General features: G+C 53.3%; 16 protein-coding genes. 6 read left to right on the plus strand and 10 right to left on the minus strand.

Translation table 11 applies throughout. The features are described 5' to 3' along the window. Window positions 1–3: 3 nt before the first annotated feature. Entirely contained in the window at window positions 4–957 is a 954-nt protein-coding gene (locus P349_RS26200) for a hypothetical protein (protein ID WP_152540100.1), read from the plus strand. A gap of 358 nt (window positions 958–1,315) precedes the next feature. Here P349_RS26200 and P349_RS19445 read toward each other — a convergent pair whose 3' ends face one another. Both P349_RS19445 and P349_RS19440 read right to left on the minus strand, forming a co-directional pair. Continuing rightward, the gene (locus tag P349_RS19445) at window positions 1,316–1,633 is read right to left on the minus strand and encodes a YebG family protein (RefSeq protein ID WP_032651121.1); all 318 of its coding nucleotides are present in this window, start codon (window positions 1,631–1,633) and stop codon (window positions 1,316–1,318) included. Window positions 1,634–1,709: 76 nt separating this feature from the next. Continuing rightward, window positions 1,710–2,690, minus strand: a complete 981-nt coding sequence (locus P349_RS19440; RefSeq protein ID WP_032651123.1) for a nitrilase family protein — start codon at window positions 2,688–2,690, stop codon at window positions 1,710–1,712. A gap of 100 nt (window positions 2,691–2,790) precedes the next feature. Between P349_RS19440 and P349_RS19435 the strand changes: the two genes are divergently transcribed. Next, window positions 2,791–3,705 carry a LysR family transcriptional regulator gene (locus tag P349_RS19435; protein ID WP_202963022.1) on the plus strand — a complete coding sequence of 305 codons (915 nt, stop codon included), beginning with the start codon at window positions 2,791–2,793 and terminating at the stop codon, window positions 3,703–3,705. Here the strand turns inward: P349_RS19435 and P349_RS19430 are convergent. Further along, window positions 3,629–3,979 (minus strand): helix-turn-helix domain-containing protein, encoded by a 351-nt coding sequence (locus P349_RS19430; RefSeq protein ID WP_032651124.1) that lies wholly within the window; start codon window positions 3,977–3,979, stop codon window positions 3,629–3,631. The genes P349_RS19435 and P349_RS19430 overlap by 77 nt on opposite strands. A 336-nt stretch (window positions 3,980–4,315) precedes the next feature. Between P349_RS19430 and P349_RS19425 the strand changes: the two genes are divergently transcribed. Both P349_RS19425 and oqxB read left to right on the plus strand, forming a co-directional pair. Continuing rightward, window positions 4,316–5,491: an efflux RND transporter periplasmic adaptor subunit gene (locus P349_RS19425; RefSeq protein WP_032651126.1), complete on the plus strand. Its 1,176-nt coding sequence runs from the start codon at window positions 4,316–4,318 to the stop codon at window positions 5,489–5,491. Between the two features lie 23 nt (window positions 5,492–5,514). Next, on the plus strand, window positions 5,515–8,667 hold the full coding sequence (gene oqxB / locus P349_RS19420; protein WP_032651128.1) for a multidrug efflux RND transporter permease subunit OqxB: 3,153 nt from the start codon (window positions 5,515–5,517) through the stop codon (window positions 8,665–8,667). Window positions 8,668–8,734: 67 nt separating this feature from the next. Here oqxB and P349_RS19415 read toward each other — a convergent pair whose 3' ends face one another. The 3 genes from P349_RS19415 to P349_RS19405 all read right to left on the minus strand — a co-directional run bounded on the left by P349_RS19415 (window position 8,735) and on the right by P349_RS19405 (window position 11,417). Next, window positions 8,735–9,214: an RrF2 family transcriptional regulator gene (locus P349_RS19415; RefSeq protein ID WP_032651129.1), complete on the minus strand. Its 480-nt coding sequence runs from the start codon at window positions 9,212–9,214 to the stop codon at window positions 8,735–8,737. A gap of 137 nt (window positions 9,215–9,351) precedes the next feature. Further along, the gene (locus tag P349_RS19410; RefSeq protein WP_032651130.1) at window positions 9,352–10,740 is read right to left on the minus strand and encodes a sensor histidine kinase; all 1,389 of its coding nucleotides are present in this window, start codon (window positions 10,738–10,740) and stop codon (window positions 9,352–9,354) included. Beyond that, window positions 10,740–11,417 (minus strand): response regulator, encoded by a 678-nt coding sequence (locus tag P349_RS19405; protein WP_032651131.1) that lies wholly within the window; start codon window positions 11,415–11,417, stop codon window positions 10,740–10,742. Before P349_RS19405 ends, P349_RS19410 begins: the two co-directional genes overlap by 1 nt. Before the next feature lie 203 nt (window positions 11,418–11,620). Between P349_RS19405 and P349_RS19400 the strand changes: the two genes are divergently transcribed. Beyond that, a complete protein-coding gene (locus tag P349_RS19400; RefSeq protein WP_032651132.1) occupies window positions 11,621–12,457 on the plus strand; it encodes a MipA/OmpV family protein in 837 nt (278 codons plus the stop codon). 112 nt (window positions 12,458–12,569) lie between these two features. On the opposite strand, the gene P349_RS25180 is transcribed toward P349_RS19400, so the two are convergent. Both P349_RS25180 and P349_RS19390 read right to left on the minus strand, forming a co-directional pair. Continuing rightward, complete coding sequence (locus P349_RS25180; protein WP_238550758.1) at window positions 12,570–13,118, minus strand: hypothetical protein; 549 nt, start codon at window positions 13,116–13,118, stop codon at window positions 12,570–12,572. Window positions 13,119–13,750: 632 nt separating this feature from the next. Beyond that, entirely contained in the window at window positions 13,751–14,536 is a 786-nt protein-coding gene (locus tag P349_RS19390) for a COG4705 family protein (RefSeq protein ID WP_050597467.1), read from the minus strand. Window positions 14,537–14,890: 354 nt separating this feature from the next. Between P349_RS19390 and P349_RS19385 the strand changes: the two genes are divergently transcribed. After that, complete coding sequence (locus tag P349_RS19385; RefSeq protein WP_032651138.1) at window positions 14,891–16,606, plus strand: SulP family inorganic anion transporter; 1,716 nt, start codon at window positions 14,891–14,893, stop codon at window positions 16,604–16,606. A gap of 42 nt (window positions 16,607–16,648) precedes the next feature. Here the strand turns inward: P349_RS19385 and dmsD are convergent, their stop codons facing one another. Both dmsD and ynfE read right to left on the minus strand, forming a co-directional pair. Continuing rightward, complete coding sequence (dmsD, locus tag P349_RS19380; protein WP_032651140.1) at window positions 16,649–17,263, minus strand: Tat proofreading chaperone DmsD; 615 nt, start codon at window positions 17,261–17,263, stop codon at window positions 16,649–16,651. Window positions 17,264–17,356: 93 nt separating this feature from the next. After that, on the minus strand, window positions 17,357–19,795 hold the full coding sequence (ynfE, locus tag P349_RS19375; RefSeq protein ID WP_032651141.1) for a selenate/tellurate reductase subunit YnfE: 2,439 nt from the start codon (window positions 19,793–19,795) through the stop codon (window positions 17,357–17,359). Between the last annotated feature and the right edge of the window lie 238 nt (window positions 19,796–20,033).

The following is a 20,033-nucleotide window of genomic DNA, read 5'->3' on the forward strand; positions in this document are numbered from 1 at the left end:
AAAATGAGTTGGGATAACGATTCTTTATGGTCAAAGAGTAAAGTTTTTTTTCAACGTGCTTTTAGTGAAGATAGAACATCAGACGTTTTTGGCTTATGGTGTGCAATGGGACTCGAATTACTATCGCGTTCAACCGTTTCACATTTTAGCCCATGCCTTTTAGCCGAGCCAGATAAGGATCAAAAACATCTTCTAACAGCACTTGGATTTAATGCTAACCTATCTCAGGCTAAGTCTATATCTACTGCACAAGTACTAAAACTTTGTAAAGATTTAATCCCAGACTTTAATGATGAAGAACTAGCTTTAGCTTTGGCTTTAGCCGGACGAAGGAATGAAGAGGTACATACTGGGAGTGCTGCTTTTGTTGAATATAAACCACAACAATGGTTAGGGCCATTTTATAAATGTTGTAAGGTTTTGTCAGAAGCGCAAGGTAAAAGTTTAGAAGACTTATTTGGTGATGATGAAGCAATTGTAGCTCAAGAAATAATTTCTGAGCTTGACAAAAAAGTTATGCAGTATGTGAAAAGTCAAATTAATGCTTATGAAAAAGTCTTTAATGATAAACCGGAGGATGAACGAGAGGCATTGAGGAGTTTTGCTGAAAAACAAGGGGAAACCCTTTCCCATAATAAGCATCATAAGGTAAAATGTCCAGCATGCGCTTGTATAGCTACAGTTCATGGAAATGAATATGGAAAAGAACAAGTCGAAAATAGGGAAGATGAAATAGTAACCAGAAGATCAGTGATTCCAACTACTTTTTCATGCCCAGCGTGTGGGCTAAAGCTAAATGGTTATGCTCAGTTAGCTGCTGCTGGAGTTGCAGATCACTATACAAACAGAACACATCACACTCCACAAGAATTTTATGAACTAATCGACCCTAATGATCATGAATCAATTGCATCATATGCAGAAGATCATGGGTTTTATCACTTTAGTAATGATTAATTCGTCAATTGTTTACATCCATCCTGCCTTATTATGGCAGGATTTTTTAATTAATTTTGTATTGTCTAATCTGTTTGCAATATTAATTGTTGTTAGTTAATTCATTATTCCAAAGCTAAAAATTTTTAGCGCTTTTTTTCAAAAGCCACTATTCGACACCAAACCACTTTCTTCGTTTCGTCCAATTCCGAGTCATTTGTACATGGCATTGACCATTAAGATATATAAAGGTGTTATATGCGTGTTAGAGCGTACACTTGTGATAACATCAAACAGTCGCGAATCCTACAAATAGCCAAAAAAGCCGTAAGCAGTTATCTGCTTACGGCTTACGGATCGGTGATGATTTTTCTGACAATCAGGCCGCTTTCACAGCCCTGATGTTTTTCGTGTCAGCCACGTCGGATTCAGTTTTATCCGCTGCAGCTGGGGCATTGAGATCGGGAAGCTTGCTGGTACGCAGAATATGCTGCACGGTCTCTTTCTGCTCGGCGAGATACAGGCCAAGATTTTCAGCCTGCGTTTCATCCATCTGCATTCCGCTTTGCAACAGCCAGTCGGTGAACGCGTCTGCCATATCGAGCAGCTTGTCGTGAGCGTCAGCCTCTTTCTTACTGGCAAATGTCATTTTCTCTTCACCTTTTCTAACGACAACAAATTTTGTTTCAACAGCCATTATGCGCACCTCATACTGTAATTATATACAGTGTAACAGTTCCGGATTAATGTTGCAGCTAAAAATTGCTCACCTTTTAGCGAGCAGGGGGCTCATTCGAAAAGCGTGCGCTGATCGCATCACGTTCATAGCCCTGCGGCTGCGTCAGTATCTGGTATAAATCAGGGCGGCGACCGTGGATCCAGCGGCGTCCGGTGCTCATAGCAAGCAGGCTTAAATCGAGTTCAGCGCTCACCATCGCATCTTCAGCCGCCCAGGTTTCATTCACGATCCTGCCATAGGGGTCGAGGATCATCGCATTGCCTGTGCGCACTTCGTCATCATCGGCACCGACACCGTTGCTGAAGAGAAGAAATAACCCATTGTCATGCGCGCGGGCAGGCAGCCAGCGCATTAGCCATTCCCGACCGCCTGGCCCTTTGAATGCCGCGGTAATTTCTTCCTTGCGCGCTTCCCGCTCCTCCCAGAGCGCCAGCGGAATAGGCTTCATCCCGTGAGGGCTGCGGGAATCGGTACCGCCAGTTTGATGCGGTGCGAGAAGAATATCGGCACCCAGCAGCGCCGTCGCGCGCACGTTTTCGACCAGATTATTGTCCCAGCAAATCAGGATACCGACCTTCACGCCCCACGGCGTATCAAAGACGGTAAAACTGTCCCCGCTGCTGATGGCCGGATGTTCAAAAGCATGGAGTTTACGATGCGTATGGATTGAGCCATCCGGCATACAGGCAACATACGCATTGTAGAGGCGACCATCGTTGGCGCGTTCAATAAGCCCGGCGCCAATCAGCATTTGATGTTTTATCGCCAGGGAGCGTATTAGCGTCAGGGAAGGGCTGTCGGCAACCGGCTCTGCCAGCGCAGACACCTCCGCTGCACTGAGCTTAGGGACATGCCAGTAACCGGTGATGCACATTTCAGGGAAAGTGAGAATGTTCACCTGCTCAAGCGCCGCCTGTTCAATAAATTTCTCCATTATCAGGAGGTTGTATTTTTTGTTACTGGCCTGATGCTGAAACTGTACGGTTGCCGCCTTTAAGGATGTCAGTTCGTTCATGATGCGTCTCCGGTAGTCATTGAGACTGAATTACATAACGATTGCCGATAACTGTATAATCAAATCATTTCCGAATTCGATAACCATCTGGAATGCAAAAATGAACACCCGGTTGCTAAAGGCCTTTTTGATACTGGCTGAAAAGGGAAATTATGCCGATGCGGCGCGGGCGCTGTTTATCTCGCAGCCGGCATTGACCAAACAGATCAATCTCCTCGAATCCCTGGTGAAGATGTCGCTTTTTTCACGAGGTCGTCACGGCGCAATACTGACGGCCAGCGGCAGACGTTTGCTGCCAGAAGCTGAAAAAGTGGTCAGGCAGACCCGGCAATTTATGCAGCATGCTGAGCGGGTATCAAAAGGTGTGGAGGGGCATATCGCCGTCGGGTTCGGACTCTCAAGCTTTTATCTGGCGCCACGCTGTATCGCTGACTTTCGTCGAGACTATCCGGAAGTAGAGATGTCATTGACGGATCTGCCTTCCTTCCAGCAGTACGAGCGATTGCAAAATGATGAGCTACAGGTCGGTTTTGTCAGGGTTCCTCCTCCCGTGGAGCTCGAATACCTGCCGTTATTTACCGATCGGCTGGTTCTGGTTACGCCCGCCGCGTCGCCAGCAATGTCTGCTGCAGAGTGGCTCACGAAACGCCCTCTGTTGCGGCTGTATGATGAGCGAGGGCGGGGTTTAAACGCGCAGATTGACCGCTTCCTGCATGACAACGGTCTTTTCATCTCTTCGACTCAGCTGACTGACGATATCCAAACTATCGTCGCGATGGTGGTTGCGGGTATCGGCGTGGCCATTTTGCCCACCAGCGTGACGCATATCGCGCCGCCGGAGCTGGCGATTATTACGCTAACGGGGGAGTCAATCAGCTGGGAGGTGGGTATTGCCTGGGACGCAAGCAGGGAGGATGTCATCCGTGACAATTTCATTGCTAGCGTAGCTGCTGCGTTTCCGGGCCACCCATGCTCCGCCGCCATGCCCCAGGCGCCTGACCATACTGACGCTTAAAGCTGCGGTTGAAAGACTGCTGGGAGTCAAAGCCAAGTGCTATCGCCACGTTCAGAATCGGTTCGTCGCTATGTGATAATCGCTCAACTGATTTTTGCAGCTTTTGCGCGCGAATATACCCGGCGAGGGGATAGCCCGTATGCTCTTTGAACAGGCGCTGGAGGTGCCATTTTGAGTAGCCGGAACGCCTGGCGACGGACTCAATGTCCAGACGGCTATCCAGGTTGTTGTCGATCCAGTCGAGTAAATCATGCATAAATGCGCCAGTGTTCATCTGGTTGCCCTCACGCTGCTTGTATAAAAGTATCTTTGTCTGTTGCATTAAAAGGTGGCGCGTTTTTGTAGTAATTGCAAGTTTTATTGTTGCATTTAAAACCCTGAGCGAAACGGGTCTTTTCACATCCGCTCAAATAGCACATAAAGTGCAACAATTATTCTTGCACTTAGTTAGGCGCCTTCCTACAATCGCCGCGATAGTGTACTCGCAACTGTTACAGTTTTGTGGCGATGAACGACACAAATGGCCTTGAGACAGCCACCGGACAAAGGAAGTGGCGCGGTGCCTCCTGCTGCGTCTTGCCCGGCGGCGATAATGACTGGAATAAAAATAATGAGCCTGCAAAAAACCTGGGGTAACTTTCATCTGAACGCGCTGGGGGCAATGTTGCTCTCCGTGCTGCTCGTCGGATGCGATAACAGCGTCGCGCAAAATGCCGCGCCGCCTGCGCCCGCCGTCAGCGCTGCTGACGTGGTGGTGAAATCTATTAGCCAGTGGGATAGCTTTAACGGACGGATTGAAGCGGTGGAGAGCGTTCAGCTGCGCCCGCGCGTTTCCGGCTACATTGATAAAGTGAATTACACCGACGGTCAGGAAGTGAAGAAGGGCGAGGTGCTGTTCACGATTGATGACCGAACCTATCGCGCCGCGCTGGAACAGGCGCAGGCGAACCTGGCGAGAGCCAAAACGCAGGCCAGCCTGGCGCAAAGTGAGGCTAACCGTACCGATAAGCTGGTCAACACCAACGTTGTCTCCCGTGAAGAGTGGGAGCAGCGTCGTTCGGCCGCCACTCAGGCGCAGGCCGATATTCGCGCCGCGCAGGCGGCAGTGGACGCCGCGCAGCTCAACCTGGACTTCACCAAAGTCACCGCGCCTATCGATGGTCGCGCCAGCCGGGCGCTGATCACCAGCGGGAACCTGGTGACTGCGGGCGACACCGCCAGCGTTCTCACCACGCTGGTCTCGCAGAAAACCGTTTACGTCTACTTTGACGTGGACGAGTCAACCTACCTTCACTACCAAAACCTGGCCCGCAGCGGGCAGGGGGCGTCCAGCAATCATACGGCGCTGCCGGTTGAGATTGGCCTGACGGGCGAGGAGGGCTATCCCCATCAGGGCAAAGTGGACTTCCTTGATAACCAACTGTCGCCAGGTACCGGCACCATCCGTATGCGCGCGCTGCTGGATAACGCGCAGCGTCAGTTCACGCCGGGACTGTTTGCCCGCGTACGCCTGCCGGGCAGCGCCGAGTTCAAAGCTACGCTTGTCGACGACAAAGCGGTGCTGACCGATCAGGATCGTAAATACGTCTATATCGTGGATAAAGAGGGGAAAGCGCAGCGTCGTGACATCACGCCGGGACGTCTGGCAGACGGTTTACGCATCGTGCGGCAGGGGCTGAACCCTGGCGATAAAGTCATCGTCGAGGGTTTACAGAAAGTGTTTATGCCGGGCATGCCGGTTAACGCGAAAACCGTTGCCATGACCGCCAGCGCCGCCCTCAACTGATCCCTTGACCTGAGAATCCACCCATGGACTTTTCCCGCTTTTTCATCGACAGGCCGATTTTTGCCGCGGTGCTGTCGATTCTGATTTTTATCACAGGGTTAATCGCCATCCCGCTGCTGCCGGTGAGCGAATATCCTGACGTCGTGCCGCCAAGCGTGCAGGTGCGTGCGGAGTACCCGGGCGCCAACCCGAAAGTGATTGCCGAGACCGTGGCGACGCCGCTGGAAGAGGCGATCAACGGCGTTGAGAACATGATGTACATGAAGTCCGTCGCGGGTTCCGATGGCGTGCTGGTCACTACCGTCACCTTCCGTCCGGGCACCGATCCGGATCAGGCGCAGGTTCAGGTACAAAACCGCGTCGCGCAGGCCGAAGCGCGTCTGCCGGAAGACGTGCGGCGTCTGGGCATCACCACCCAGAAACAGTCCCCGACGCTGACGCTGGTGGTGCATCTGTTTTCGCCTAACGGTAAGTACGACTCCCTGTATATGCGTAACTACGCCACGCTGAAGGTGAAGGACGAACTGGCGCGTCTGCCCGGCGTCGGCCAGATCCAGATTTTCGGCTCGGGTGAATACGCGATGCGCGTCTGGCTGGATCCCAACAAGGTGGCGGCCCGCGGGCTGACCGCTTCGGACGTGGTCACGGCGATGCAGGAGCAGAACGTGCAGGTCTCCGCCGGACAGCTTGGCGCCGAGCCGCTGCCGAAAGAGAGCGATTTCCTGATCTCCATTAACGCCCAGGGGCGTCTGCATACCGAAGAAGAGTTCGGCAATATTGTCCTGAAAACGACGCAGGACGGTACGGTCGTCCGCCTGCGCGACGTGGCGCGTATCGAAATGGGGTCCGGCAGTTATGCGCTGCGTTCCCAGCTGAACAATAAAGACGCGGTCGGGATTGGTATCTTCCAGTCGCCGGGGGCGAACGCCATCGATCTGTCTAACGCGGTGCGCGCGAAAATGGACGAACTGTCCACGCGCTTCCCGGCGGACATGAAGTGGGCGGCACCTTACGATCCGACGGTCTTTGTGCGCGATTCGATCCGTGCGGTGGTGCAAACGCTGCTGGAAGCGGTGGTGCTGGTGGTGCTGGTAGTCATTCTGTTCCTGCAAACCTGGCGCGCGTCGATCATTCCGCTGATCGCGGTGCCGGTGTCGGTGGTGGGTACCTTCAGCATTCTCTACCTGCTGGGCTTCTCGCTGAATACCCTCAGCCTGTTCGGGCTGGTGCTGGCCATCGGTATCGTGGTGGACGACGCCATCGTGGTAGTGGAAAACGTCGAGCGAAACATTGAAGAGGGACTTGCTCCACTTCCGGCGGCGCATCAGGCGATGCGCGAAGTGTCCGGGCCGATTATCGCTATCGCGCTAGTGCTGTGCGCGGTGTTTGTGCCGATGGCGTTTCTGTCGGGCGTTACCGGCCAGTTCTACAAGCAGTTTGCGGTGACGATCGCGATATCTACGGTGATTTCAGCGATTAACTCGCTGACGCTCTCTCCGGCGCTGGCGGCACTGCTGTTAAAACCGCACGGCGCGCCGAAAGATTTCCCGACCCGGCTTATCGATCGTCTGTTCGGCTGGATTTTCCGTCCGTTTAACCGTTTCTTCCTCCGCAGCTCGAACGGCTATCAGGGGCTGGTGGGCAAAACGCTGGGACGACGCGGGGCGGTGTTTGTGGTTTATCTGCTGCTGCTCTGTGCCGCAGGCGTCATGTTTAAAGCGGTGCCCGGCGGGTTTATTCCAACCCAGGACAAGCTTTACCTGATCGGCGGCGTGAAAATGCCGGAAGGCTCTTCGCTGGCCCGCACCGACGCGGTGATCCGCAAAATGAGCGAAATCGGGATGAATACCGAAGGCGTGGACTACGCGGTCGCGTTTCCGGGGCTGAATGCGCTGCAGTTCACCAACACGCCGAATACCGGGACGGTGTTCTTCGGCCTGAAGCCGTTCGACCAGCGTAAACATACTGCGGCGGAAATTAATGCGGAGATTAACGCGAAAATCGCCCAAATTCAGCAGGGCTTTGGCTTCTCCATTCTGCCGCCGCCGATTTTAGGACTGGGTCAGGGGTCGGGCTATTCCCTGTACATTCAGGACCGCGGTGGTCTGGGCTATGGCGCGCTGCAAAACGCGGTGAACACCATGTCCGGTGCGATTATGCAGACGCCGGGAATGCATTTCCCGATCTCAACCTACCAGGCTAACGTGCCGCAGCTGGACGTGCAGGTTGATCGCGACAAGGCGAAAGCGCAGGGCGTATCGCTGACCGATCTTTTCGGGACGCTGCAAACCTATCTGGGCTCGTCGTACGTGAACGACTTCAACCAGTTCGGGCGCACCTGGCGCGTGATGGCGCAGGCCGACGGGCAGTTCCGCGACAGCGTGGAAGATATTGCGAATCTGCGCACCCGCAACAGCCAGGGCGAAATGGTGCCGATTGGCAGCATGGTGAACATCACGACCACCTACGGGCCGGATCCGGTGATCCGCTACAACGGTTACCCGGCGGCGGACCTGATTGGCGATGCCGACCCGCGCGTGCTTTCATCTGCGCAGGCGATGACGCAGCTGGACGCGATGTCTAAGCAGATCCTGCCGAACGGGATGAACATTGAATGGACGGACCTGAGCTTCCAGCAGGCCACCCAGGGGAATACGGCGCTGATCGTCTTCCCGGTCGCGGTGCTGCTGGCGTTCCTGGTCCTGGCGGCGCTGTATGAAAGCTGGACGCTGCCGCTGGCGGTGATCCTCATCGTGCCGATGACGATGCTTTCCGCGCTGTTTGGCGTCTGGCTGACCGGGGGCGATAACAACGTCTTCGTGCAGGTAGGGCTGGTGGTGCTGATGGGGCTGGCCTGTAAAAACGCCATTCTTATCGTGGAGTTTGCCCGCGAGCTGGAAATTCAGGGCAAAGGCATCATGGAGGCCGCGCTGGAGGCGTGTCGCCTGCGTTTACGCCCGATTGTGATGACCTCCATCGCCTTTATTGCCGGGACCATTCCGCTGATCCTTGGTCACGGCGCGGGTGCAGAAGTGCGCGGCGTCACCGGGATCACGGTCTTCTCCGGGATGCTGGGCGTGACGCTGTTTGGTCTGTTCCTGACGCCGGTGTTTTACGTGACGCTGCGTAAGTTAGTGACGCGTGGTAAAGAGGAAAGGGAAGTTCTGCCTGCCTAGGGATATTGCAGATAATAAAAAACCGCCTTCATAGTGAAGGCGGTTTTTTTTCGCATCAGATAAAACGTTATGACGTTTTTTGATACTGGGCAATGAGGTCGGGGAGCGGATCCCATCCGCTGCTGTCGGCGTTTTTGACCGCCTCCAGGGCGCTTGCCACGGTATGGCGGGCCAGTATTGCTAACGACGCCTGCTCAGCTTCTTCGGAAATCGATTTGAAATACCAGCAGGCGTTCGCGCTGACAACGCAGCGGGCCGGTACGTCAGGGCGCGACGCCCACAGCTTTTTATCTTCGATGACCGAAAGGTAGATGTCGCGCAGGGAGATCTCTTCCGGCGGGCGACCAAGGTGAATTGAGCCGTTACGGCCAAGCGTTGAGACGATAATGCCGTCACGCGTCAGCGGAACCATCAATTTACGGATGAAGCTCGGGTTCGCTTCCAGACCGTAGGCCAGAATCGCACTCGTCGAACGTTCACCCAATTGCTCCGCCATCGCTACGCTGAGAACCATCTGCAAAGCTGTCGGGAAGCGGTAATCTAACATTTCTCTGTCCTGGGTTGCGGTGAATCTTGTTCTTTTTGGCACCGCAGAGGTGAATAAGCAATAAACAACAATATAACAAATACGGTAATTATTTTGAAGCAATCTGCGGCATTTGCGATCAAACCCCCTGTTCTGCTTTAGCTAAACGTGCGGTTCGGGAAGTCAACCGTCACCATGAGGCCTCCTTCAGCGGAAGTGCTCAGGTTTACGCTGCTGCTGTGTTGCTGCGCCACCGCTTTGACGATGGCAAGCCCTAGCCCGCTGCCGCTTTGCACCTGATTGGGATCGCGGAAGAAGCGGTCGAACACGCGCTCCCGCAGCTCGGTCGGAATGCCGGGTCCTGCATCTGAAACGCGAAGCCGCGCGAAGCTATCTACTACACGGACATCGACCTGAATCCGCCCGCCCTCGGGGCTGTACTTCACGGCGTTCTCAATAAGATTATCAATGAGTGACACCAGACGTTCCCTGACGCCTGAGATCAAGATTTCATCCTCGGCGAAGAATTCCAGCTCAATGTCGCGCGCAGACGCTAGCGGCTCCAGCTCGGCCATTCGTTCCTGAATAAGCGTTGTCAGCGGCACGGGCTCCATAGCCGTATCAATACGCGCTTCACTGTGCATCATCAGCAGCAGTTGGTTGACGAGACGCGCGGCGCGGCTGTTGCTGCGAATCACTCCCGCAAGCAGCTCCTGCTGGTTCTCGCTGATGACCCAGGACTGCAGCGCTTCCACGTTGATGCGCATCGCCGCGAGGGGGGTACGCAGCTCGTGCGCGGCATCCGCAATGAAAACCCGTTCCCTTTCCGCGCTTTCACGGACTCTGGCAAGGAAGTCATTGATCGCGTCCACCATCTGACGAAGCTCCCTGTGCCTGGGAACGGCTTTTAAGGGGGAGAGATCGTCAGGCGTGCGTAACGTAATTTCATTGACCACCTTATTCCAGGGGCGCATCGCAATGCGTATTGACAGCCATGCGGGAAACAGTAGAAAAGGGAAGCAGACCAGCAGCGGCAGGATGTAGTAGCCACGTGAGTTCAGATAGATAAAGAAGTTCCAGCCGCTGGCTGGGGTGAAAAGGGTAACCTCCACATCGGAGTGAGGGGATTTGAGGGTGCGGCTGGTCCAGACGCGACCTCCACTCTGAACGTGTTCCAGTTCTCCGGGCCGGGTGTTTGCTACTCCGCCAGGTGCCCCTTTTGATGAAAATATAACGGCATTATTCTTGCGAACGATGAGGTTAATCGACAGCACGGGATCGTCCCCGCCGCCATAGCCCTCACGTAGCGCCTTACTGAAGGATTCCAGCACTGCGGTGCGATCCTGCGGGCGTCCGTCCATACGCTCGACCAGGGTAAAAAGGGTTTCGTAGGTATTACTGCCCGTGAGGATAGGAGGACTGCGCAGGTCCTCCCACAGAATGAAGGTGACAAAAAGACACCACAGCAGGGTAAGCAGCAGCAGCTGGGCGATAATAATTCGCCGTACCAGCGTTGGGCGTCTCAGGTGATACCAGACGTTTTGCATCAACCGGTCACCTTCTGAATGGATACGGTATCAATGACGTACCCGACGCCCCGCACCGTTCGCACATAGCCGTCGCCGATCTTTCGCCGCAAATTCCCCATATGCACGTCGAGCGCATTACTGAGGTTCTCTTTGTTGCCGAATATTCGTTCTTCCAGAAACCGTCGCGTAATCACGCGGTCAGCGCGCAGCATCAGCGTTTCCAGTAGCGCGTATTCACTGGCCGTCAGATCGATATGGCGTGCACTTACCTTCACGCGACGCGTCGGGACATGAAGAGATAAGCCTCGAATTTCTATCGCCTCATTCTCGAAACCGTAGCTGCGCCGCGCCAGGGCTCTGACTCGCGCCAGCAGCTCAGCGAGAATGAAGGGTTTGACGAGATAGTCATCCGCACCGGCATCCAGCCCGCTCAGCCGATCCTGCAACGTGCCTCGCGCCGTCAGGATGATGACCGGGATCCCCTTGAGCTGCTGACGCAAACGCGTCATCAGGCTCATGCCATCGCCGTCGGGCAGTCCCAGGTCGAGCAAAATAAGTTCCGGCACGCAGACGTCCAGCTGATGCAGCGCATCCTCTTTACGGCGTACCCATATGACGTCAAATCCTTGATCTGAGAGGGCGATACGTACGCCATTGCCGAGATCGAGGTCGTCTTCGATTAGTAGAATTTTCACACTGGTAACTGTATCAACCGTGAATGAAGAACATCTTAAGAAAAAAACGGTATCAGGAAATCTGTCCGGGTTACAGCATCTGCTCACGCTTCAGTGTTTCTTCATTTTCGGCTCATCAGAACCTTAGGGTCAGTATTCAAAATGGGCGTTCTGGCGGTTAACCGCATGCATCGTCATCATTTGAATCCAAAAGGGCTTCTGTAATGAGAAACATCGAACTGCGTCATACGTTCCCCCATTTACTTTCGGGCCGCAGCCTGAAAAACATCGCGCCGGGCGTCGTTCTGGCGTTACTGGCCACGCCCTTACTGGCGGCAGAACAGAGTCACGAAAACGTCTTAACCCTGGGGGGCGGCGTGGACGTCGCGCCACGCTACTCGGGTTCAGATAAAACTCGCGTCTCAGCGGCTCAGGTAGTGGATTATTCCATGGCAAATGGCTTCTTTATCGGCACCACGCGAGGGATCGGTTACGGCAACAACATTGGTAACCTGGATTACAGCGCAGCGCTGAGCTATCGAGTTGGTCGTAAAGATAAAGACGTGAGCAGCGATTCGATCAGCTCCGGCAGCGACGAGCTGCGAGGGATGGGCGAGATAAAAGGCTCGGCTATTGTTGTGCCTGGGCTGGAGTACAAGGTGACCGACTGGCTTCATCTACAGCTGCAGGCTGAGGTACCGGTTTCTGAAAGGGACAACGGTGAAGCGGTACATTTCGGCATTTCCAGCCCGTTCTACACCTCACCAACAAATGCGGTGACGCTGGCGGTGACCGGCAGTTGGGGATCCGACAAGTATATGCAGACGTATTACGGGGTCAACGCCGCCCAGTCGGCCGCATCAGGCTTTGCCCGACATGACGCCGGGGCCGGGATTTATGCCTGGTCGATGAATCTGGACTGGACCCACAAGCTCACCTCGCGCTGGAGCGTGCTTGCCTCAGCGGGGGTGACGCAGCTGACGGGGGATGCGGGTGATAGTCCCATTGTGCAACGCAAAACGTCACCCTCCGGGAGTTTAAAGGTGACGTACAGTTTTTGATTGTGGGTTACGGCGGCTGGTGGTCTTGAGCCGTATATAAGCCGCTCCGGTTTAGATGGCGGGGCGGTTCCCCGTGCTGACAGTTACAGCACTGCACACGTGGTTGACGGATTTATCTAAAGCTCCATTGTGCTGTGATGACAAACACGGAGGGTATGATAAGACCCACATCCATTCCAAAATAAGACGTAAAATTATACTGGAATCCATGATAGATGTAGGGCGAAAATCCTATCCCGGTTGCTTTTTTAAAATCATGGTATGAACCATGGTCGCCACAGTCATCGAAAGTATCAAAGAAAAATTCACCTACATATCCATAGATTCCTTTAAAAACCCAACCGTTATCCCACCCAACCCAGTCTCGTCTAACGCCGGCAGCCAGACATCTGTCATTAAAGCTGTTTTTCATTGTGCCCAGCACAACACTATATTTCGACGTATCCGAGAATTTCCTCTCCACGGAAACAAATTTATTTTCAAAGTTCTCCGTGTATTGTCCGTGATTATGCGTCAGATGATAAACGTATGAGCCAGTGTTTATTGAATACAGATTTATTTCATCTGCAGAGCAATGTAATGTAACCAGATAAAAACTTCCGCACCACAGCCATGCGGGATATCTTTTACGGGCTGTCTGCTTACGTGGAATATTATCCATATTCGCTCACTTTGGCTAACGTACTGAATTTATAAGAAGTAATTTTCGGCCTGTAGCTGTACAAATTTTAGCATACATACGGAAAGTTGAGATCTTACGTCACGGAAACGGAACAATGTTTGCTTTCAGTGCAGATAATGCGGACCTTGTCAGACGGTTCCATGCAGCAGACCTCCTTGCGGGAGGGGAAAGCGAAGGTGCCCCAGGGACACGAGCCGCGTACGGTCCCGATTTTTATATTGCCTATCTGCGCGATCCTGACGAGCATAAACTGGCATACGTTTGCCAGCATTATTCTCCTGAAGCCGTTACGTTTACAGACGAAAAATTGTCACTTTCCTTGTTACATTTTACGTTTTGAGCGTTTTTAAAACGTGGCAGTGAAATTCGGCATTTCTGGCGAACAAACTCAAATGAAAGCGTTAAGTAAGTATTTGTTTTAAATAATGCACAATATCATAACAAAGGTCCGGATTGATAAAGAGAACAAATAAAGCTAACACCATTTGTAGTATTAGTAATAACTTCATCGCTAGCGCTTCCGGCATTAGAAATGTAGGGGGAGTATTAGCTGCAACCCTTTCAAGAGCTAAAAAAATAAACCCCGGATTCTTAATCCGGGGGAGCTATGATTATTTTTCCAGCTCATCCATCTTGTGACGAAAGGTCAGATAACCGATCAAGCTTATAATGATCAATAAAAAGATAACGCTGGTGCCGGTTGTGCCCAATCCAAAACCTCCATTCCCTTCAGACTGAGAAAGTAAATCACCACAGGAAGCACCGAATGGGCGGGTAAGAATATAGGCGACCCAGAAGCACGCGATGCTATTTGCCATGAAGCGATAAAAAGCAATTGCTGTTAATCCTATACCGGCACCGAATAGCGCTGCGGCATTCATATAACCAAGATCTAAGCCCTCCGATAGCCAGTCGCCAGCCGCGGTTCCCAACGAAAAGGTAAAGAGGATGGCCACCCAGTAAAAAATCTCGCGCTTACGGGTTGTAATACTATGAATAGAGAGCGTGTGTTCTTCGTTATACCAGAGCACAAAGGTCAGAATCAGCAGTGCACCAAACACGCCTGAGGACAAAGAAAGAGGTACGTTAAAATGGTCGGTCAAATTATCCGTTACCAGAGTACCGAACACACTTATCAGCAGCACTGTCGTCCAGTAAATAGACGGGATATAGCGCGTGGTGCGCAGTTGGGTCACCAGTGCAATTATGAATAACACGAAGGTTAGTAGTGTGGTGTAAGTCAATCCCCAGCCGAGATCCATGTTCAGAAAATCGGCAGCTGTTTCGCCAACAGTTGTAGACATCATTTTGATAAGCCAGAAGAAAAGCGTAACTTCCGGGACTTTATTGAGCAAGGTATTCTTTGGGTCGGTTATCATTTTGGCGCCTTTTGCCATCGTGTGATTATTTCACATTAACGTGGCTAACTTAGCTGTACCTTAGGGAGATATTTTTTTTCAAGTCTTATCTTGAGACTCGTTATACCGAACCACAAACGAGTCAGATCGTCGGCTGCCTGTCTGCTGATTCTACCCACCCATCACCCGCTAACAGCACGGCACCATCCGGCAGGGCCAACCGCGGCTAACCGTTCGTTTTTGAACTATGTTTAACACCAGTCAGAATAATAAAATGGTTAAGCATTTACAGGACCTGAGCGGCGGGGCCTCCGTCCGGAGCATTTGAAAGCCAGAACCTCACATAAAAGTGTGCCAACATCTCGTGGGTAATATTAATGTCCGGAGAATAACGTGGTCGGAAAGCTATTGTTGAACTACATGCCAGGTTTACAAAATTTGTTAGCCTACGATAAAAGCTGGCTAAAACATGATGTTAAAGCCGGGTTATCCGTTGCGGCTGTCGCGCTACCCGTTGCTATTGCTTATGCTGAGCTGGCGGGGGTTGGGGCAATAGTAGGGCTGTATTCCTGCATTTTACCGATGATAGCTTACGCACTGTTTGGCTCTTCACGTCAGCTTATTGTTGGCCCTGATGCCACGACCTGCGCGGTGATTGCGGCCGTCGTGTTTCCTCTCTCTGCAGGTAACCCCGAACTGCACTGGCAACTGACGATCATCATGACTTTGATGATGGGCGGGTGGTGCCTGCTTGCCAGTAAATTTCGCCTGGGCGCACTTGCCGATCTGCTTTCTCATCCCATTCTTACGGGTTTGCTGAATGGCGTAGCCGTGACGATTATTGTCGGTCAATTAGGCAAGGTTTTTGGGATCAAGCTAGATGAAGCGCAGGTTATTGAGAAAATAATGGCCTTGCCAGGCCGACTTTCGGACAGCCATTTATTAACGATAGGGATATCGCTTATAACGTTAATTATTTTAATGGTTATCAAAACGTACCGCAGCCAGTGGCCAGCACCTTTAATTGCCATTGTGATAACAACGGCACTGGTATGGGGGACATCTGCGCAACAGTATGGTATTGCCACTATCGGTGGGGATGGCTTCCAGTCTGGTTTACCCGTCGTTCACTGGGGGGCGTTCCAGCCCGGTCCGATGCGTGATTTAGTGATCCCGGCGCTGAACCTGGCCCTGGTGAGTTTTGTCAGTCTGATGCTGACCGCCCGCAGTTTCGCCGCAAAAAATGGCTATGAAATTAATGCTGATGCTGAGTTCCGGGCTCTGGGTATTGCGAACATTATGTCTGGGTTATCTCAGGGGTTTGCTATCAGTGGCGCCGATTCCCGGACCGCGGTTAATGATTCGGTTGGTGGGAAAAGTCAGCTGGTTTCCGTGGTCGCAGCCTTACTCATCGGTATCGTCGTGGTATTTTTCACTCAACCATTACAATACATTCCGGTATCTGCGTTAGGTATTGTTCTAATGTATGCATCGTGGTCATTGATTGATTTACGAGGTCTATGGAACCTGAGGCGAAGAAATAAACAGGCATTTCGCCTGGCTTTCTTCACCTTTGGCTGTGTGTTAATTATCGGCGTTATCCAGGGGATCGGCCTTGCGGTGTTGCTTGGGCTGTTACAGTTCCTTCGTACGGTGTTTCGTCCCTCTGAGCACCTGCTGGGCACTGACGAAGATGGAATGATTCACTCGTTAGGGAATACCACCGATATTAAAATGGTTCCTGGCGTACTGATGTATCGATTTAACTCACCGTTGACCTATTTTAATGTGGCTTATTTTAAACGCCGGGTATTGAACCTGGTTGATGGTGCCGCTTTACAACCTAAATGGGTGGTGATTGATGCCGTGGCCTGCTTCACCTATTCAGACATCAGTGTCCTGGCAACCATTAATGAGTTAAAGCGTGACCTGAAAGGTCGACAGATTAAATTAATCCTCGCGGGCAGGAAAACGGAATTAACACGCTGGTTTAAAGACAGTCGGCCAACAATGAATGACGATGACATGATTCTGGCACCAGACCTCTATTTGGCACTGCGGTTCATTCAAAGCAAAGAGAGTGCGAGTGAATCGGGTGGAGAGGGATAACTGGTTAAAGCTTGCCCGCTATCCGCGAGCAAGCCACACCCCTTAGCGATACAGCGTCTTTTCCGCAACCGGAATAAGCAGCCCGGATCGCCAGTCCGCAAGCGTCAGCTGCGCAAGCTTACCCAGCGCGATATAAAACGGATGGTTGGCGTTCTCGACAAACACAGTCAGGAAGCGGGTGCTCCACGGCAGCAGGTGCCATGCAAGAAGCTGAGCGCACTCCGCCTCGCGGCCGTTCTCGGCCAGCCATGCCGCCAGCAGCAGTAATGTCCCGAAGTGATCTTCCGGTTCATTCTGCTGCATTTCAAATGCGATATTGTTCTCCCGCATCCACTGGCGCAGCGCGAGGGTCGAGTCGCCAAACAGCACGGATTCGCGGTCCAGCCAGACGGAGCCCCACGGTGGAGCGGGCAGGGCGTAAGGGCCAATAAACAGTCGTTGCCAGGCGTCCGTCAGCGGTTCGTCGGCAGACGCGGCAAAGGTGTCGGCTACGGGTCGCAGCGTTTCCGAAGGCAGGGGCCAGTCCTGAACCCATTCGCCCGCAGTGAGGGCCTGCACCAGCGGCGCGGCCTGCTCGCTGTCTGGTGCGAAATAAAACAGCGCACCCAGCACCCGGGCGCTGAACGCGAACGATTCACGATGTGAGACGTCTTTCATTACATCTTCCTTGTTCGCGCGGAGGGTGTCCGCGCGACGGTGTTAAACGATCATACAAATCATAGAATAAACTACGGTCAAGCCATTCACCCGCTACACCTTCTCGATCTGTACCAGATTGGTGTGCTGCGGGTTGCCTTTCGCCAGTGGTGAAGGGCGGTGTGTGGTCAGGGTGTTGATGCATGAGCCGTAGTCGATACGATCGCCACTCATATTGGCGTCGTGCCAGGCGCCCTGGCCCATGGCGCTCACGCCGGGCATGATGCGCGGCGTCACTTTTGCTTCAATTCTCACCTCGCCGCGACGATTAAAGACGCGCACCGTATCGCCGTTCTTGATGCCGCGCTTTTCGGCATCGACCGGATTAAGCCAGACCTCCTGACGGCAGGCCGCTTTCAGCACGTCGACGTTACCGTAGCTCGAGTGGGTACGGGCCTTAAAGTGGAAGCCAAACAGCTGCAGCGGAAACTGCGCACGCTCGGGCGCGTCCCAGCCGTCGAAGGTTGATGCGTAGACGGGCAGCGGGCTGATGGTTTCATCTTTTTCCAGCTCCCAGGTGGCCGCAATCTCCGCCAGCTTACTGGAGTATATTTCAATCTTGCCCGATGGTGTTTTCAGCGGATTGGCTTCCGGGTTCTCGCGGAATTTTTTATAGGCCACGAAGTGTCCGTTTGGATCTTTGCGCTTATAAATGCCCATTTTTTTCAGCTCGTCATAAGACGGCAGGTGAGGGTCTTTTTCGAGCATTTTGGCATACAGGTACTGCAGCCACTGTTCCTGCGTGCGTCCTTCGGTAAATTTCTGATGGATATCCGGCCCGAGGCGTTTCGCCACTTCGCTCATGATCCAGTAGATCGGCTTGCGTTCAAACTTCGGCGCGGTCGCGGGCTGGAGGAAAATCAGATAGCCCATATTGCCCGCATAATCGTTCGGAATGATGTCTTCCTGCTCGACGGTCATCAGGTCCGGCAGCACGATATCGGCGTACTTCGCTGACGACGTCATGAAGTTATCGATGACCACGATCATCTCGCACTTGCTTTCATCCTGCAGGATTTCGTGGGTTTTATTGATATCGGAGTGCTGGTTGATGATGGTGTTGCCCGCGTAGTTCCAGATGAACTTAATCGGCATGTCCAGCTTATCTTTCCCGCGCACGCCGTCGCGCAGGGCGGTCATCTCCGGCCCGCGGGCGATGGCGTCCGTCCAGCTGAAGCAGGAGATTTGCGTTTTGACCGGGTTGTCCGGCAGCGGCATACGTTCAATGGTGATGGTGTAGGTTGACTCACGCGCGCCGCTGTTACCGCCGTTGATCCCCACGTTTCCAGTCAGAATAGGCAGCATGGCGATGGCGCGGGACGTCAGCTCGCCGTTTGCCTGGCGCTGTGGTCCCCAGCCCTGACAGATGTAGGCCGGCTTCGCGGAGCCGATTTCGCGGGCAAGCTTAACGATGCGATCCGCCGGAATGCCGGTGATGCGTGAGGCCCACTCTGGCGTTTTCGCCGTGTGGTCATCACCCTGGCCAAGAATATACGCTTTGTAGTGACCGTTAGCGGGTGCGCCTTCCGGCAGCGTTTTTTCGTCGTAGCCAACGCAGTATTTATCCAGAAACGGCTGGTCGACCAGGTTTTCGTCGATTAACACCCAGGCAATGCCCGCCACCAGCGCGGCATCGGTACCCGGACGGATCGGGATCCATTCATCCTCGCGTCCGGCTGCCGTATCGGTATAGCGCGGGTCGATGACGATCATGCGGGCGTTGGAGCGCTCGCGTGCCTGCTCCAGATAATAGGTAATCCCGCCGCCGCTCATGCGCGTTTCCGCCGGGTTATTGCCGAACATCACCACCAGTTTGGTGTTTTCGATGTCGGACGTGCTGTTACCGTCGTTGCTGCCGTAGGTATAGGGCATCGCGCAGGCGATTTGCGCCGTGCTGTAGGTGCCGTAGTGGCTCAGAAAACCGCCGTAGCAGTTCATCAGGCGCGCCACCAGCGAAGCGTAAGGGGAGGAGCGGGTGATATTGCCGCCGACAATGCCGGAGGAATAGTTAATATACACCGCTTCGTTACCGTATTTGGCCACCACGTCTTTCAGGCTGGCGGTAATGGCGTTCAGTGCCTCATCCCATGTTATGCGCTCGAACTTGCCTTCACCGCGTTTGCCCACGCGCTTCATCGGGTAGTTCAGACGGTCAGGGTGATTGATACGACGGCGAATTGAACGTCCGCGCAGGCAGGCTCGCACCTGATGGTTACCGTAAATATCCTCGCCGGTGTTGTCCGTTTCGACCCAGTACACTTCATTGTCACGTACGTGCAGACGCAGCGCACAGCGGCTGCCGCAGTTGACCGAGCAGGCGCCCCACACCACGGTATCTTCAGGCGGCTGGACGGCGTTCTTCACCGCGGTGGCAGCGCTTTTAAGACCAAACGGAAGCGAGATCCCACCAGCGGCAAGCGCCAGAGAACCAATTGCGGTAGATTTCACGAGAGTTCGACGGCTAATTCCGCCGTGATGTTCAGTATCGGACATGGCTCACCCCATCATTATACCCGTCATACTTCAAGTTGCAGGTGCGTTGGCTGCACTCACTCACCCCAGTCACGTACTTATGTACGCTCCTGGGGATTCGTTCCCTTGCCGCCTTCCTGCAACTCGAATTATTTAGGGTATATAATTGCGTATTATTTTTCCCGAAATGATATCCGGGCTAATGATGGGGTGAGTGTTACTGATTTGGGGGGACTAAATATTAATCCTTATCAAATCA

Source organism: Enterobacter sp. DC4 (assembly GCF_000568095.1).
GTDB lineage: Bacteria > Pseudomonadota > Gammaproteobacteria > Enterobacterales > Enterobacteriaceae > Enterobacter > Enterobacter pseudoroggenkampii.